This window comes from Photorhabdus khanii NC19 (assembly GCF_000517265.1).
In the GTDB taxonomy this organism is placed as follows: Bacteria; Pseudomonadota; Gammaproteobacteria; order Enterobacterales; family Enterobacteriaceae; genus Photorhabdus; species Photorhabdus khanii.
On sequence record NZ_AYSJ01000015.1, the window covers coordinates 245912 to 260913 of the forward strand.

The 15002-nt window shown below is 39.0% G+C and carries 12 protein-coding genes and 1 pseudogene; 8 read left to right on the plus strand and 5 right to left on the minus strand.

The features are described from left to right. Position 1 precedes the first annotated feature (1 nt). On the minus strand, positions 2-478 hold the full coding sequence (locus PTE_RS19925) for a PAS domain-containing protein (protein ID WP_339366731.1): 477 nt from the start codon (positions 476-478) through the stop codon (positions 2-4). Between the two features lie 640 nt (positions 479-1118). On the opposite strand from PTE_RS19925, the gene tkt reads away from it, so the two are divergent. Then, positions 1119-3113 carry a transketolase gene (tkt, locus tag PTE_RS19930; RefSeq protein WP_036849810.1) on the plus strand — a complete coding sequence of 665 codons (1995 nt, stop codon included), beginning with the start codon at positions 1119-1121 and terminating at the stop codon, positions 3111-3113. Positions 3114-3172: 59 nt separating this feature from the next. Here tkt and PTE_RS19935 read toward each other — a convergent pair whose 3' ends face one another. Together PTE_RS19935 and PTE_RS19940 are read right to left on the minus strand one after the other, a co-directional pair. Next, positions 3173-3544: an antibiotic biosynthesis monooxygenase family protein gene (locus PTE_RS19935; protein ID WP_036849812.1), complete on the minus strand. Its 372-nt coding sequence runs from the start codon at positions 3542-3544 to the stop codon at positions 3173-3175. Between the two features lie 145 nt (positions 3545-3689). Further along, the gene (locus PTE_RS19940) at positions 3690-4196 is read right to left on the minus strand and encodes a MarR family winged helix-turn-helix transcriptional regulator (protein WP_051477478.1); all 507 of its coding nucleotides are present in this window, start codon (positions 4194-4196) and stop codon (positions 3690-3692) included. A gap of 344 nt (positions 4197-4540) precedes the next feature. On the opposite strand from PTE_RS19940, the gene epd reads away from it, so the two are divergent. The 3 genes from epd to fbaA all read left to right on the plus strand — a co-directional run bounded on the left by epd (position 4541) and on the right by fbaA (position 7942). Next, positions 4541-5560, plus strand: a complete 1020-nt coding sequence (gene epd / locus PTE_RS19945; protein ID WP_036849814.1) for an erythrose-4-phosphate dehydrogenase — start codon at positions 4541-4543, stop codon at positions 5558-5560. Positions 5561-5645: 85 nt separating this feature from the next. After that, positions 5646-6809 (plus strand): phosphoglycerate kinase, encoded by a 1164-nt coding sequence (gene pgk, locus PTE_RS19950; protein ID WP_036849816.1) that lies wholly within the window; start codon positions 5646-5648, stop codon positions 6807-6809. A 53-nt stretch (positions 6810-6862) separates the two neighbouring features. After that, positions 6863-7942, plus strand: coding sequence for a class II fructose-bisphosphate aldolase (fbaA, locus tag PTE_RS19955; RefSeq protein ID WP_036849818.1), 1080 nt, complete (start codon positions 6863-6865; stop codon positions 7940-7942). 131 nt (positions 7943-8073) lie between these two features. Here fbaA and PTE_RS19960 read toward each other — a convergent pair whose 3' ends face one another. Beyond that, positions 8074-8661: a hypothetical protein gene (locus PTE_RS19960; protein WP_036849820.1), complete on the minus strand. Its 588-nt coding sequence runs from the start codon at positions 8659-8661 to the stop codon at positions 8074-8076. Continuing rightward, a pseudogene (locus tag PTE_RS19965) lies at positions 8661-10409 on the minus strand (RHS repeat protein); the annotation flags it as partial. The gene PTE_RS19960 and the pseudogene PTE_RS19965, both read right to left, overlap by 1 nt. A gap of 839 nt (positions 10410-11248) precedes the next feature. Between PTE_RS19965 and PTE_RS19970 the strand changes: the two are divergent. The 4 genes from PTE_RS19970 to PTE_RS19985 are packed head-to-tail and all read left to right on the plus strand — an operon-like array spanning position 11249 to position 14928. Beyond that, entirely contained in the window at positions 11249-12106 is an 858-nt protein-coding gene (locus PTE_RS19970; protein WP_131601558.1) for a hypothetical protein, read from the plus strand. Then, positions 12099-12926, plus strand: coding sequence for an MbnB/TglH/ChrH family RiPP precursor modification enzyme (locus PTE_RS19975; protein WP_036849824.1), 828 nt, complete (start codon positions 12099-12101; stop codon positions 12924-12926). Before PTE_RS19970 ends, PTE_RS19975 begins: the two co-directional genes overlap by 8 nt. Beyond that, complete coding sequence (locus PTE_RS19980) at positions 12923-14161, plus strand: hypothetical protein (RefSeq protein WP_036849826.1); 1239 nt, start codon at positions 12923-12925, stop codon at positions 14159-14161. The genes PTE_RS19975 and PTE_RS19980 overlap by 4 nt, the downstream gene beginning before the upstream one ends. Beyond that, complete coding sequence (locus PTE_RS19985; RefSeq protein WP_036849828.1) at positions 14158-14928, plus strand: phytanoyl-CoA dioxygenase family protein; 771 nt, start codon at positions 14158-14160, stop codon at positions 14926-14928. Before PTE_RS19980 ends, PTE_RS19985 begins: the two co-directional genes overlap by 4 nt. Positions 14929-15002 lie beyond the last annotated feature (74 nt).

Sequence of the window (15002 nt, forward strand, 5' to 3'; positions counted from 1 at the left end):
CTCACTCAGTTTGAGTCAGTATGTCGCTGGGTGGTATAAATTCCATAGCCGCTGGAGATGATTTTTTATGATAATAAGAAATAGAAAAATTTTGAGCTTTGGACATATGAAAAGTGATACCGATACAGTGACCATTTTCATCACAAAGTGGATATTTATCACAACGGTAGGTTTGCTTGACGTTATTTTTTCCAAACAGGTGAGTTTCAAGTGAGGTGACGGTTTGCATAGTCTGAATAACTTTTTGATCCTGACGACAGAATTCTTCTTCATATTCTGCGGTAGATGAGGGTAATTCTCCCGCTGAAAGCCCCGTAATATCGAAATCTTCCGGCAGATTGAGCAGTTGATAAAAAGCCGGATTGGCATAGATAAATCTTGAATGGCAATCTTTAGCTCCCCAAGGTTCATGACTTCTTTCCCACATATAAATTAATTGCGGAGTGATATTGTTTTGCTTGTTTTTTATATTTAACATGGAAATTCCCTGATTACTAATTAAGTAATTATCTGAATGGCTATTTTTTTATTCTATTTAAAATAACCTGATTATATAATGGATTGCAATAATTAATTCGTCAAAAAATAATATTTTTTATTTTACAGGTGCTTGTTAATTGAATTGCTTATTGTTTTGTGTAATGTATTGTTATATAAGAAAATATAACTGTAATTATTATTTGATTTTAAATTATTTATTTGTTTATTGATGTGGCGATGATATTGATATCCGGAGGGGGTTTTCCTGCGTATTAATTATTTATAAATTAAATAACTAATGGAGCATTGGTACGTAATATATGTTCAATATAAATAATCAATTTGGTAGCTGGAAATTACTGCGAATTAAAGATGTGTTGCCGTTTAATTGGGTGTTTTATCTATTGATTTGCGACTAATAGTTATGTTTAATTAAATTACCTCGCTATATTGCGTAATGAGTTTATTTATTATTCTGATGACGATGAAATTCATGTAAATCAGCAATCTAAATCAAAGAATTGTCGTTTAAGTGAAATTAAGATAGTTTTCTTATATCTGGCTTTAAAGATTGCGGTTTGTACGCTGTGCTGAGAAAATTATCCCCCTAAACGTTTTTATCCCACTTGGAGTAGAAAATGACCACTCGTAAAACCCTTGCTAATGCTATTCGCTTCCTTAGCATGGATGCTGTGCAGAAAGCAAAATCAGGGCACCCTGGTGCGCCTATGGGAATGGCTGATATCGCTGAAGTTTTATGGCGTGATTATTTAAATCATAACCCAACTGATCCACATTGGGTTGATCGTGATCGTTTTGTATTGTCTAACGGGCATGGCTCGATGTTGATTTATAGCCTGTTACATCTCACCGGTTATGACGTTTCTATTGATGATCTGAAAAACTTCCGTCAGTTACACTCCAAAACCCCAGGCCATCCTGAGTATGGCTATGCGCCAGGCGTAGAGACAACGACCGGTCCTTTGGGGCAGGGGATTGCCAACGCGGTAGGTTTTGCTATTGCTGAACGTACTCTGGCTACGCAATTTAACCGTCCTGGTCATGATATCGTTGACCATAACACTTATGTGTTTATGGGAGATGGTTGCATGATGGAAGGCATTTCTCATGAAGTTTGCTCTCTGGCGGGAACGTTGAAGCTGGGTAAACTGATTGCTTTCTATGATGACAATGGCATTTCTATTGATGGTCATGTTGAAGGCTGGTTTACCGATGATACAGCAGGTCGTTTTGAGGCTTATGGCTGGCATGTAGTTCGCGGTGTTGATGGTCATAATGCAGATGCCGTCAAAGCAGCGATTGAAGAAGCACGTAAAATTTCTGATAAACCTTCACTGCTGATGTGTAAAACAGTTATCGGTTTTGGCGCGCCAACCAAAGCGGGTACTCATGATTCTCACGGTGCCCCACTGGGTGACGCAGAAATTGCCGCAACTCGTGAAGTACTGGGTTGGAATCATCCAGCATTTGAAATTCCAGCGGAAATCTATTCTGAGTGGGATGCAAAAGAGATGGGTAACGCGAAACAAGCAACCTGGAATGAGAAATTCGCTGCTTATGAAAAAGCGTATCCTGAATTAGCCGCTGAATTCAAACGCCGTACCCGTGGTGAATTACCGGCAAACTGGGAAACCGAATCAAAAGCATTTATCGAACAATTGCAACAAAATCCTGCCAATATTGCCAGTCGTAAAGCATCTCAAAATGCCTTGGAAGCTTTTGGTAAAGTGCTGCCTGAATTTATGGGTGGTTCTGCTGACCTGGCGCCAAGTAATTTGACGATGTGGTCAGGTTCTAAGCCATTGAACGAAGATCAAGCAGGTAATTACATCCATTATGGCGTTCGTGAATTTGGCATGTCCGCCATTATGAACGGTATTGCTCTGCATGGTGGTTTTGTACCTTATGGTGCAACTTTCCTGATGTTCGTTGAATATGCCCGTAACGCAGTGCGTATGGCGGCACTGATGAAAATTCGTAGCATCTTTGTTTATACCCATGACTCAATCGGTTTGGGTGAAGATGGCCCGACTCACCAGCCGGTAGAACAGATTGCCAGTTTGCGTGTGACACCAAATCTAAGCACATGGCGTCCATGTGACCAGGTTGAATCTGCGGTTGCATGGAAATACGCTATTGAACGTAAAACAGGTCCATCAGCACTTATTTTCTCTCGCCAGAATCTGGCACAGCAAGAACGTACTGCTGAGCAGTTGGCTAATATTGAGAAAGGTGCTTACATCCTGAAAGATTGTGAAGATCAGCCAGAGTTGATTCTGATCGCAACAGGTTCAGAAGTGGAATTGGCAGTAGGGGCTTATAATCAATTGACTCAGGAAGGCCGTAAGGTACGTGTAGTTTCTATGCCGTCTACTGATGCTTTTGATAAGCAGGATGCTGCGTACCGTGAAGCGGTATTACCAACTGTGGTTTCTGCGCGTGTTGCAGTTGAAGCGGGTATTGCTGATTACTGGTTTAAATATGTTGGTATACATGGCGCTATCGTGGGTATGGAGACATTTGGTGAATCGGCTCCCGCGGATCAGCTGTTTAAAGAGTTCGGTTTCACTGTGGAGAATGTAGTCGCTAAGGCTAAAGCTCTGCTGAAATAATGAGTTAGTCTATAAGTAAGCGCATCCGGGGTAAAGGTTGATCGGGTGCGCTCTTTTACTTATGCTTCGCAGATTCCGGGAACTGCTAGTTTTTGAAATATGTGCGGCGACCCGGTTATCCCATTGGGATACTTGGCGAGCTTCGCCTGAAATTCTGGATTAGTGAATGCAGCGCGAAAACACGCCAGATTTTCCCAAACGGCATAGTTCATGAACGTACCACTGCCAGCGATCCCGCGATGCAATTGTGCGGAAATCAGGCCGGTTTGTGCCAGCATATACTCCGCATCTTCCTTCCAGGCCGCCTCCAGGATGTCTGCCTGTGCGGGATCAACATGGAATATGTTCATCAGCACTATGGAGCCATCGGTGTTCGAAAATAATTGTTCCCGCATGGTCACGTGGGTGTCCATTTCTTCTAGCTTGAGCATCTTTATCTCCTGAAAGTTACTTGTTTGTATTTATGTTTGTTTTACTATTCTGCCGGGGTGAGCCGCGCGATTCATGCGGTTCACGACGGCAACATGCCAACATAGGTCTGAAGGTTGTGCAGTGATCCGTTGGTGCGTCGTACTTTTAGTCGAATTCTTTGTCGTGCTTGATAAACCAATCCTCAGTACTATCTGGCATCGATGGATTTTCCAGTCTGGCCTCCAGGCTGAGTAGTGTGTCCAACGTCATTTTCAGTTCGTTGAGTTCAACGTCTTTCACGAGCGATTCCATCCATTCGGTTTCAAGCGACGTCGCCGTATCAAAGGTACGCAGGCCAAGCCCAGTGAGTTGATAGAGTGGTGAGCGTTCGTGCCGGGGATTAATGATGGTTTTCACCATTCCTGCCTCCAATCCAAGATTCAGTTGTTTCTGCGCACCTTGGCGTGTGATGCTTATTGCTGTGGCAATCTGCGGCGCTGAGAGTGGATGCGGTGCGAGTGCAATCGCACTGAGCACCTGCCGTATCGCGCTCGTGATTCCCAACGGGGCAACGAGTTTATCCCCTTTAGAGAGCAGTCGGGCATTGAGCCGGAACACCGCCAATGTGATCTCGTTGAATACCTCAGACGCCGGAGTTTTCCTGATCGACACGATTTACTTCCTTTCTTGGACTTCAATAAACGACAACCAGTTTCCATATATTGAAGCTGGTTGTCAATATTTGAGCGAATGGTATTGATAGATCAATGCATTGGATTTGATTTATATCAAATGCTGGCACGTTTTTCTATTTCGTGAGTTGATCACTTTTTACTATTGTTAACAATCTACTTTTCCCTTAATCTCATTGTCAGTAGCTGAATCGTTTCATTTTGTTGTCTGGAGAGTTTTTTGTGCCACAGTTTTAGTAATTTTGTGATAAACAATCAGTACATTAGTGATTGAGTCAGTTATCCTAAACGGTTGCGTGGTAATAACTATATTCAGGGAGTAACATGACAATCAAGGTAGCAATAAACGGTTTTGGCAGGATAGGGCGCAGTATTTTACGTGCTCTTTATGAGTCTGGGCGTCGGGCTGAAATTGCTATTATTGCTGTTAATGAGTTGGCTGATGCCGAAGGAATTGCCCACTTGCTGAAGTATGACTCCAGTCACGGTCGTTTTGCCTGGGATGTGCGTCTGAATAATGATTTGTTGCAGGTTGGTGACGATAATATTCGTCTGTTTCATCAACCCGATATATCGGCATTGCCTTGGCAGGAACTGGGGATTGATATTGTTCTTGATTGCAGTGGGATATATGGCAGCAGAGCTGATGGGGAAGCGCATCTTGCCAGTGGCGCAAAAAAGGTGCTGTTTTCTCATCCGGGCGGCAATGATTTAGACGCGACGGTGGTCTATGGTGTGAATCAGGATTTACTGACAGCAGAAGATCGCATTGTATCCAATGCCTCTTGCACCACCAACTGCATTATTCCCATCATTAAATTATTGGATGATGCATTTGAGATTGAATCTGGAACGGTGACAACCATTCATGCTTCAATGAATGACCAGCCTGTGATTGATGCCTATCATCAAGATTTACGGCGTACCCGGGCTGCCAGCCAGTCTATCATTCCGGTGGATACCAAACTGGCCGCAGGGATAACCCGGATTTTTCCAAAATTCTGTGACCGTTTTGAAGCCATCTCAGTACGCGTACCAACGATTAATGTTACTGCTATTGATTTGAGCGTTACAGTAAAATCTCCAGTGAATGTCAAAAAAATCAATGAATTAATGCAAAAATCAGCAGCAACTTCATTTCGTGGTATAGTTGACTATACTGAATTGCCGTTAGTCTCAACGGATTTTAACCATGATCCCCACAGCGCGATTGTTGATGGCACACAAACGCGGGTCAGTGGGCAACATCTGATTAAGACATTAGTCTGGTGTGATAATGAGTGGGGTTTTGCTAACCGAATGTTGGATACAACGTTAGCAATGGCTGCTACGGGTTTCAAATGATCTGTTGCTGACAGACGGTGCATAATAATAGATCTGCACACGGCACAAGATTAAACAATTTAGAGAATCAACGAGAGGATTCACCATGTCTGTAATTAAGATGACCGATTTAGATCTGGCGGGTAAGCGAGTTTTGATCCGTGCTGACCTGAACGTTCCGGTAAAAGATGGCAAAGTCACCTCTGATGCGCGTATCCGTGCTTCTTTGCCGACCATCGAAGCAGCATTAAAACAGGGCGCTAAGGTGATGATCACTTCTCACCTCGGCCGCCCTACTGAAGGCGAATACAATGAAGAATTCTCGCTGAAACCAGTAGTAGATTACCTAAAAGAGAAATTGTCTTCTCCGATTCGTCTGGAAAAAGAGTATCTGGAAGGTGTGGACATAGCGGAAGGTGAGCTGGTTGTTCTGGAAAATGTTCGCTTTAATAAAGGTGAGAAGAAAGACGACGAAACTCTGGCTAAAAAATACGCTTCTTTGTGTGATATTTATGTTATGGATGCATTTGGTACGGCGCATCGTGCCCAGGCTTCTACCCACGGTGTGGCTAAGTTTGCTCCTGTTGCCTGTGCCGGTCCTCTGCTGTTCGCAGAACTGGATGCATTGGGTAAAGCGCTGGATAAGCCAGCCCGTCCAATGGTTGCTATCGTTGGTGGTTCTAAAGTTTCAACCAAGCTGACAGTATTAGATACACTGTCCAAAATCGCTGATCAACTGATTGTGGGTGGGGGTATCGCGAATACTTTTGTTGCTGCGGAAGGCCACAATGTGGGTCGTTCACTGTATGAAGATGACCTGATCCCAGAGGCGAAAAAACTGCTGATAAGTTGTGATATTCCAGTGCCAACTGATGTTCGTGTAGCAACTGAATTCTCTGAAACTGCGGAAGCTACTTTGAAATCTACCGGCGATATTAAAGACGATGAGCAAATCCTCGATCTGGGAGATGAATCCGCTCAACGCTTGGCAGATATCCTGAAAAGCGCTAAAACTATTCTGTGGAATGGTCCGGTTGGTGTATTCGAATTCCCTAATTTCCGTCAAGGAACTGAAATTGTCGCCCGCGCAATTGCTGATAGTGATGCATTCTCTATCGCAGGTGGTGGCGATACTCTGGCAGCAATTGACCTGTTTGGGATTGCTGACAAAATTTCTTACATCTCTACTGGTGGCGGTGCTTTCCTTGAATTTGTCGAAGGAAAGAAATTGCCTGCGGTTGTGATGCTGGAAGAACGCGCAAAACAGTAATTAAGTCATGACGGGCAGTTTTATCTGCCCGCTCTAAACGGGACCCACGTAACATGTCTAAAATTTTTGATTTCGTAAAACCGGGTGTCATCACTGGTGATGATGTTCAAAAAGTGTTCGCAATAGCCAAAGAAAACCACTTTGCGTTGCCGGCGGTAAACTGTGTAGGTACTGATTCAATCAACGCAGTTTTGGAAACGGCTGCTAAAGTTCGTTCTCCAGTTATCATTCAGTTCTCTAACGGCGGTGCTGCTTTTATTGCCGGTAAGGGCGTGAAAGCTGAAGGTCAGCAAGCGGCGGCTATTCTGGGTTCAATTTCTGGTGCTCACCATGTTCATCAGATGGCTGAACATTATGGTGTTCCTGTGATCCTGCATACTGACCACTGTGCGCGTAAACTGCTGCCGTGGATTGACGGCCTGTTAGATGCGGGTGAAAAGCATTATGCGGCGACGGGTAAGCCGTTGTTCTCTTCCCATATGATCGATCTGTCAGAAGAGTCGTTGGAAGAAAATATTGAAATTTGCAGCAATTATCTGGCTCGTATGGCAAAAATCGATATGACGTTGGAAATTGAGTTAGGTTGTACTGGTGGTGAAGAAGATGGTGTTGATAACAGCCATATGGATAGCTCCGCCCTATACACTCAACCGGAAGACGTTGCTTATGCTTATGAGAAACTGAACGCTATCAGCCCACGTTTTACTATTGCTGCTTCTTTCGGTAACGTTCATGGTGTTTATAAGCCAGGCAACGTTAAGCTGACACCAAAAATTCTGCGTAACTCGCAGGACTATGTTGCTGAGAAATTTAATCTGCCACACAACAGCCTAGACTTTGTTTTTCACGGCGGTTCCGGTTCTACAGCGGAAGAGATCAAGGAAGCTGTCAGCTACGGCGTTGTTAAAATGAATATTGATACCGACACCCAATGGGCGACTTGGGAAGGTATTCTGAATTATTACAAAAAGAACGAAGGCTATCTGCAAGGCCAGCTGGGTAATCCAGAAGGCGCAGATAAACCCAATAAGAAATTCTACGATCCACGCGTATGGCTGCGTGCCGGTCAGGTTTCTATGATTGTCCGTCTGGAACAGGCTTTCAGGGAACTGAATGCGGTTGATGTGCTGTAATTGGTATTGATGTTATCAGTAACCCCCTGAATGGAAATTCAGTGGGTTTTTCGCGGGTGTTTCTATATTCAATTAATGATGTTATAGAAACACCTTTATTTTATTTGAAGTAGCATTCCAAATGAGTATTTTTATTGTGAAGCTCTCCTCATTCCTAATTTATCAGCAATAGCCGCGGAGCGAATGTTAATAGCTTCTGTTGATATTTTATTTATATTTTGTCCTTTTAGTGATTTTTTTATGGCTTTTATTGTCAGGAATTTTCCAACGCCTTTGAAATTATACTCTCTATTGGTTGCAACAGCGGGTTCTGTTTCTTGTAGCATAGCTCTTTCTTCATTACTGAATTGAGTATAGGGATGAGCTAATGCATAGTTGACATGTAATTCTGTTTTTTTATTTTTTATATCATGATATGTCTTAACTTCCATTGCCGCATAAATTTTTCTTTCACCTGTATAATTGTTTTTTTCACTTTTATCCATTAAAGCAAAGAAGTCTGTTTCTGCATAAAAATCAGGGTGATTGTTTCTATATTTATGTCCTTCGCTGTGCTCTGATATTGTATCCCTTATCGTTCTTGCCATATAACCGGATATCTCAGCTCCTAAGGAAAGATTTTCCTTTGACTTTTCTGTAAGGGAGGTATTTTCTTCAAGTCTGCTGTATATTATTTGACTTTGTTCTATGCCTCTTAACAATTCTTCATGACCAAGCATTCTTCTTCACTGATAATCTGCCCCTGATTATCCAGTTCAAGCTGGCTGGAGCCGATAAGGTTATCGTAACTGTAACGTAGCTGATTGTTGTCGATACCTTCTGGTTTACCGCTCTCCCAATGCAATGCCTGCACTTGTGCGCGACCGGTTTCACCTACCGTGATAACTTGCAGGTCTTCCGTTATGGTGGCGCTGTTTTGTGTTATGCGTAGTTCCAATCCAGGCAGATAAGTGACCCGCTGCTGCTGTGTGGTATTTTGTGTTGGCTGTTCATTGACTTTCAGCCGCCGCATCCCATCACTGCCGTAGCGATACCACTCGTTTCCTATGCTGTTATTGACTTGCTTCAATTCGCCTCGTGGTGTCCAGACCAGAGACTGTCCGGGCAACAGACTGGTTTGGTGACCGCCAGCATCGAACAGTGCATCAACTTTATTTGGATCGGTAGTTAACGTGCTGAGAACACCCCGATTGCTGCGATTTGAGATCGTGATACCTGTCGTGTAGTTGTTTTGAGTGGCTGGTGAGCTGTGCCGGATTTGCATCAGATTACCGCTGTGATCGTAACTGTAGCTGCGAGTGTAGTTGGTATAAGTGTTGTTGTCAGAAGGTGAAACGGGAGAAGGAAGTTGGTGACTTTGCTGACTGATATTCGCCATTTCGCGGCCAGTTGCTTTGATTAATTGATACAGAGAATCGTAGGTGTAGATATTCTCTGGTACCACTTTCTGATTATGCCAGAAGCGGGTGGCTTCCGCGTCATTACGGATACCTATCACATTGCCTACTGGGTCATATTCATAGCGTAAATCCTGTAACACTTTGGTGTCTGACGGACGGCGGGTGGTGATACCGATAAGCCGCTGAGTTTCCGGTTCATAGCGGTATTCCGTGATAACACCGTTACCGTGCGCTTCACGTAATTTTTGTCCGGCGGCGGAGTAGGTCAGGGATTTGATAATAACTTGTTCACTCTGGCCTTTTAGCGTTAGCCAGCTCCCTTTGAGCTGCCCGGCCACATCATAGGCCAGACGCTGTGTGTTTCCTTTTGCATCGGTTTGGCTCAACAGAGCGCCAGTCGTATCGGTTTTACTTTGGGTAATATAGACATCGTTGCTCAGTTTTTTCTGCCAGATGCTCTGGTCTTCACTTGTCCAATCAGCTTCCTGACTATCAAACAACAACTGGTGGGATTGTGATAAAACGGTACCTGTCAGGGAAAGGCTGTTCAGTTGAGTTAATCCCGCGGTATCGTAATGGCTAACACACTGACCGGCGAGGTTGAGATCTTTCTCGGTGGCTGTATTGCCTGCCCAGATAAGGCGTTCGGTAATTTTCTCTTCCGTCTGTACTTGCTCGGTGATAGCGAGCAGGCGACCGGGCAGCGTGTTACCTTCATATCGATGGTTTTGACGGACACCGGTTGCATTGATGATCAATATTAGGCGACCTTCAATATCGTTGAGTGTGATAGTCCGACCAGCATCAACACTTTCTTCACGTAGAACAGGACCAGCAAGATTAAAGACGCGAATGAAATTCGGGCCGCTTTGGTTTTTGTTCTTGCGTGGATCGGTGTTTTTTACCTGAAATCCCTGAATATTGAATTCATAGCGAGTGATCAGTTCGTTACTGTTTTCTTCAGCTTGAATACGTAGATATTCCAGCGTGCGTACATTTAACTGCCGGTTATCCAATACACTGATCGATGGTGTTTTTTGGTCGATTGCAGAATGATAACTGCTCATATTTTAACTCCTTAGACGATATTAATCTTCAAAATAATTTAAGTTACAGCAACAGCCAAACGACCTTATATCACTAAATAGACAAGGAAAGAGATTTATCGAGATGCTATTAATGCAAACGCGTTGGTAATTTTTGAGATTGTATTAATAGAAATTAAGGTATCAGATAGAGGTGTGATCGGCCAACCATCAGGAAAACAAGTGGTTAGCCGACTTGATATGCCGATAGTGCTTAAATAACGAATCATTTGTATCTCACTGTTAATGCAGAGAAAACGTTATTTGGTTGAGGCAGTATTTGTTTAGTTAAAACGCATTGCTTAAATGAAACATTCAAAATATCGTAATTTGATAAATTTTCTATTGGAGGTGATAGCCGGATGATTGCTTATACCTTCCGATCAAAAAGCAAGTCTAGTCTACGTACCTTTGAGTTGATTGTTTTTAAAGAGATCTAAGGTTATTTAGTTCCATTATGGAAAGCTATTTCACTTATTAATACTGATAGGATAACATGAGATTTTTTCATGTTGTAATTTTGAAACTCTCACTTTAGCTTATAACTTGTTTATTTTTAAATAGTTATGGTCATTATTTCACCATGATAATTTTTAGATAAAAATTTGACATATGATAATATCAATCTAACATTATATATAAATATTAATTATAAATTAATATTTTTAAAACAATTCTGTAATTAGCAATAAGGAGTTAAAATGGAAATTGAATTTATTGAAGAATCTGAGCCATCAGTTGAAGTCCTTTGTAATAGTGTTGATTGTCCATAACAATTAAACTAAATCCCCTCTGATTGAATTTAGGGGGGAAGGTGTATAATGATGAATCAAAGAGAAATAAACATATATTTATCAAAATTAATATCAAATCCGAAATACTCGATAAAAATGTATGAAAATCCAAATAAATTTATGGATAAATATCATATAGCTACGGAAAGCAGAGGAGTATTAATTGATTTTTTTAAGAAAAATGGCGGAAGATTTGTTAGTTCGTCGATTTTGCAAAAAATAAAGAGAATGGATGGTTTGAAAGCGGCACTTACCAATGTATATAAATATTTAGGTGAAGAGAAATTTGAGTTAGAATTTGAAAAATATTTAAATAGTCTTCCTTTTAGTGATCAAGTTAAAAGGAACCCTGTTATTGAATCTGAAGTTTTTTGTAGTTTCATAATCGACTCAACTGGAGATGATGTACTAAAATTAATTGCATTATATGAGAAAGAAAAGAACAGCCTTATAATTGATCTTCAAAATACGAATGATAATTGGATAGATTATACACCAAAGATTGATATAGCTCCTCTGGAAAAAGTATTTGTTATTTCTCATCCAACAGTGAGAGTGAAAAAATTTACTAAAAATATTAGTGTATTACTAAATCTTCTTCATAAGGGAGAACCTCCTGGTATTTTGAAAGAAAATTTAATGGAAAGAGAAAGTAATATTATGTTTTATAAGAAAAACAAATCCCGAGAAATTATTTCATGTATGATAGGTGATGTTATCTGTCATATTGTCTTGTCGTGTAAGAATATAATATTAGCTAGTAATATATTTAATGAAGTGAATGAATGTTATGATATCGACAAGGATACCTTCATATCTTCTCTTAAGATGCTGAATTCAAATGGTTTAATCTTTCTTAGTGCTAAGGATATTCTCAATGAGTAAATATGAAAAGCTTGGTATTGGTGTTAACTATAAGTCATCTTTTTCGAAAGAAATTTATAAAAATATTCAACATATTGATGTTCTTGAAGTACACTCTGAAAAATTTTTTTGGGATAAGGACGACACTTATTTAGAAAAATGCTGTAACGAGGTGCCAATTATATTTCATGGTCTTGATATGTCATTGGGAAGTGAGGAGAGCTTGGATAGTGAGTATATAAATAAATTAAAGCAAGTTGTTAATGATAAAAAACCTAAATGGTATAGTGATCATTTATCAGCAACACGGCATGGAGATATTGAGGTTGGGCATTTAATGCCAATACACTTCTCAGTTGAAAATGCATGCAAAATAATAGAAAAAATAAATAAAATAAAATCACAAGTTAGTGATAGGTTTATTATTGAAAATATTACTTATTATTATGAAATGCCTTTGTCTGATTTGTCAGAAATTGAATTTATAAATAAAATAATTAAAGGTAGTGATTGTGGCATGTTGTTGGATATTAATAACTTATATATTAATTCAATAAATCATAATTATGATCCTAAAGAATTTTTGCTAAAACTACCATTAGATCATGTTGTAGAAATTCATTTGGCTGGTGGGGCATATAAGTTTGATATGATTATAGACACTCATGCTAATGATATATGGAATGAAGTATGGGAATTATATGAGTTTGCACTTTCAAAAACGGATGTCAGTGGTGTTATAATTGAAAGAGATTCTAATGTTGAAGATTACACTACTATTATTGATGAAATATCTATAGCTCGTGATATATATAAGAGAGTATATGGAAAAGTAATATGAACTTTTTAATTGTTGCACATCCTGATGATGAAATTATATGGTTCAATCCAAAAGATTTTGACTATATAGTTATAGTTTTCTCTGGTAGAGAAAACAAACCGTTATTTCATAAACAAAGGAGTGAAGCATTATCTGAACATCCTTATTTTTCTAAAATTATTAATTTGGGTTTAAAAGAACCTGGGAATTGGGAAAGTTTTGAAACTAATTTTTTGGATAAAAAATATTTTAAGATCTTATGTGATTCTCTAGAAAAACTAAACATTTATGAATATGACTCTATTACTACACATGCTTTACATGGTGAATATGGGCATTATGATCATATTGCTGTCTATTATGCTGTAATTGAAATCTATGGAAAGAAGAATACTATCTATATATCTAATGGGTACAACATAGGTCAAGATGAAATATTATTTTCTAATTACATAAGTGATTATGTGAAGATAAAAAGAATCTACCAAAATCATGGTGTATGGACTTGGAATAAATATAGACTTCCTCAGGGTGTTCCTTCAACTAAACTAATAATTGATAATAGAAATTTGAGAATAGCATCTTTAGCGAGTATACCAGAAAGAGAATATAATTTACAAATTGCTATTAACTCTATCTATCCACAATTAGATGAATTAAATGTATATTTAAATGGATACGAAAAGATACCTCAATTTCTGAATAGAGATAAAATTAAAGTTTATATGAGCCATCGTTTTGGGGATTTTGGTGATGCATCAAAGTTCTTCCCATTAAAAAATAAATCTGGGTATTTATTTACGCTTGATGATGATCTAATTTATCCACCAAACTATGTTGAAAAACTTGTATTGAAAATAGAAAAGTATAAACGGCAGCAATTTATATGTGTGCATGGGAATATTATTGATATAGATTCATTATCATCATATTATAAATATAAAAAGGGAGTTCACTTTAGTCGGCCGCTTGATAATGATATTACTGTAAATATTCCAGGTACTGGTACATTGGCTTATCATTCATCGTTGTATTCATTTTCGATGGAGTCTTTTCAATTAAAAAATATGTCAGATATTTGGGTTGCCGTTATTGCTAAAAAAAGAAATATAGCTATCATTTCTATTGATAGGCCTGATTGTTGGATTAGAACATCAATATCAAAGACTGATCCTAATTCTATTTACAGTAATAGAGAATATTTGGATAAAAAAATATGTGAAGTGATAGAAAGAGAGGAATTATACAAGATATGATCAGTGAATATAAAAAAGAATTAAATGCTCAAGGGTATGTCTTAGTACGGGATTTCTTATGTCATAAGGAGAAAAAACTACTTAGTTCAGCAGTGCAATTTCTTGATGACCGAGAAGATGTTCCCGGGGAAATAATGAAATACTATGAGTCCAGTGTGATTGATAATAATAAAATACTTAATAGAATAGAGAATTTTATTGATGCAAAAAAAGCTTTTTTTATAAATAAAATTGAAAAAAAATCTTCTAAATTATTATCTTTAGTTATGGGTGAAGATTATTTTTTATTTAAAGATAAAATTAATTTTAAATTAAGCGGTGGTGGTGGATTTTCTCCCCATCAAGATTATCCTGCATTCACTAGATTCATTAATAAGGAAATGTTTAATTTAATGATTCCAATTGATGATACAACCATAGATAATGGTTGTTTATGTATTTCAAATAAGCCATTTGAGAAAAAATTAATTCCTCATAGCAAAGGTAAGGCATTGAAAAATACATATGAGAAATATGATTGGACTCCTATTCAGGCTAATGCTGGAGATCTTTTGATCTTTAGTTCATTTTTATTGCATATGTCAAAAGAAAATCTATCTGGTAATAGGAGAAGGTGTATTTTCTTTACATACAATTGTTGTTCTGAAGGTGATCTTAGAAGTAAATATTTTGACTTCAAAAGAAAGTCTTTTCCTCCATTAGTAGAACGTGATGAGAACCATGATTATTCACAATGGATAAATAACTTAGCGAGAAGGATTTTATAATGTATTTTTTAGCATGGGAATGTTGTTTCCTTTCTGGATATAGGGCGAAGTGTTTATTAAATTACTGATATGGT

Bases quoted from the DNA above. Each gene is read 5' to 3' on its own strand.
- pgk (WP_036849816.1), top strand. From the start codon at position 5,646: ATGTCTGTAATTAAGATGACCGATTTAGATCTGGCGGGTAAGCGAGTT.
- tkt (WP_036849810.1), top strand. From the start codon at position 1,119: ATGACCACTCGTAAAACCCTTGCTAATGCTATTCGCTTCCTTAGCATG.
- PTE_RS19980 (WP_036849826.1), top strand. From the start codon at position 12,923: ATGAACTTTTTAATTGTTGCACATCCTGATGATGAAATTATATGGTTC.
- PTE_RS19970 (WP_131601558.1), top strand. From the start codon at position 11,249: ATGATGAATCAAAGAGAAATAAACATATATTTATCAAAATTAATATCA.
- epd (WP_036849814.1), top strand. From the start codon at position 4,541: ATGACAATCAAGGTAGCAATAAACGGTTTTGGCAGGATAGGGCGCAGT.
- PTE_RS19960 (WP_036849820.1), bottom strand. From the start codon at position 8,661: ATGCTTGGTCATGAAGAATTGTTAAGAGGCATAGAACAAAGTCAAATA.
- PTE_RS19925 (WP_339366731.1), bottom strand. From the start codon at position 478: ATGTTAAATATAAAAAACAAGCAAAACAATATCACTCCGCAATTAATT.
- fbaA (WP_036849818.1), top strand. From the start codon at position 6,863: ATGTCTAAAATTTTTGATTTCGTAAAACCGGGTGTCATCACTGGTGAT.
- PTE_RS19935 (WP_036849812.1), bottom strand. From the start codon at position 3,544: ATGCTCAAGCTAGAAGAAATGGACACCCACGTGACCATGCGGGAACAA.
- PTE_RS19985 (WP_036849828.1), top strand. From the start codon at position 14,158: ATGATCAGTGAATATAAAAAAGAATTAAATGCTCAAGGGTATGTCTTA.
- PTE_RS19975 (WP_036849824.1), top strand. From the start codon at position 12,099: ATGAGTAAATATGAAAAGCTTGGTATTGGTGTTAACTATAAGTCATCT.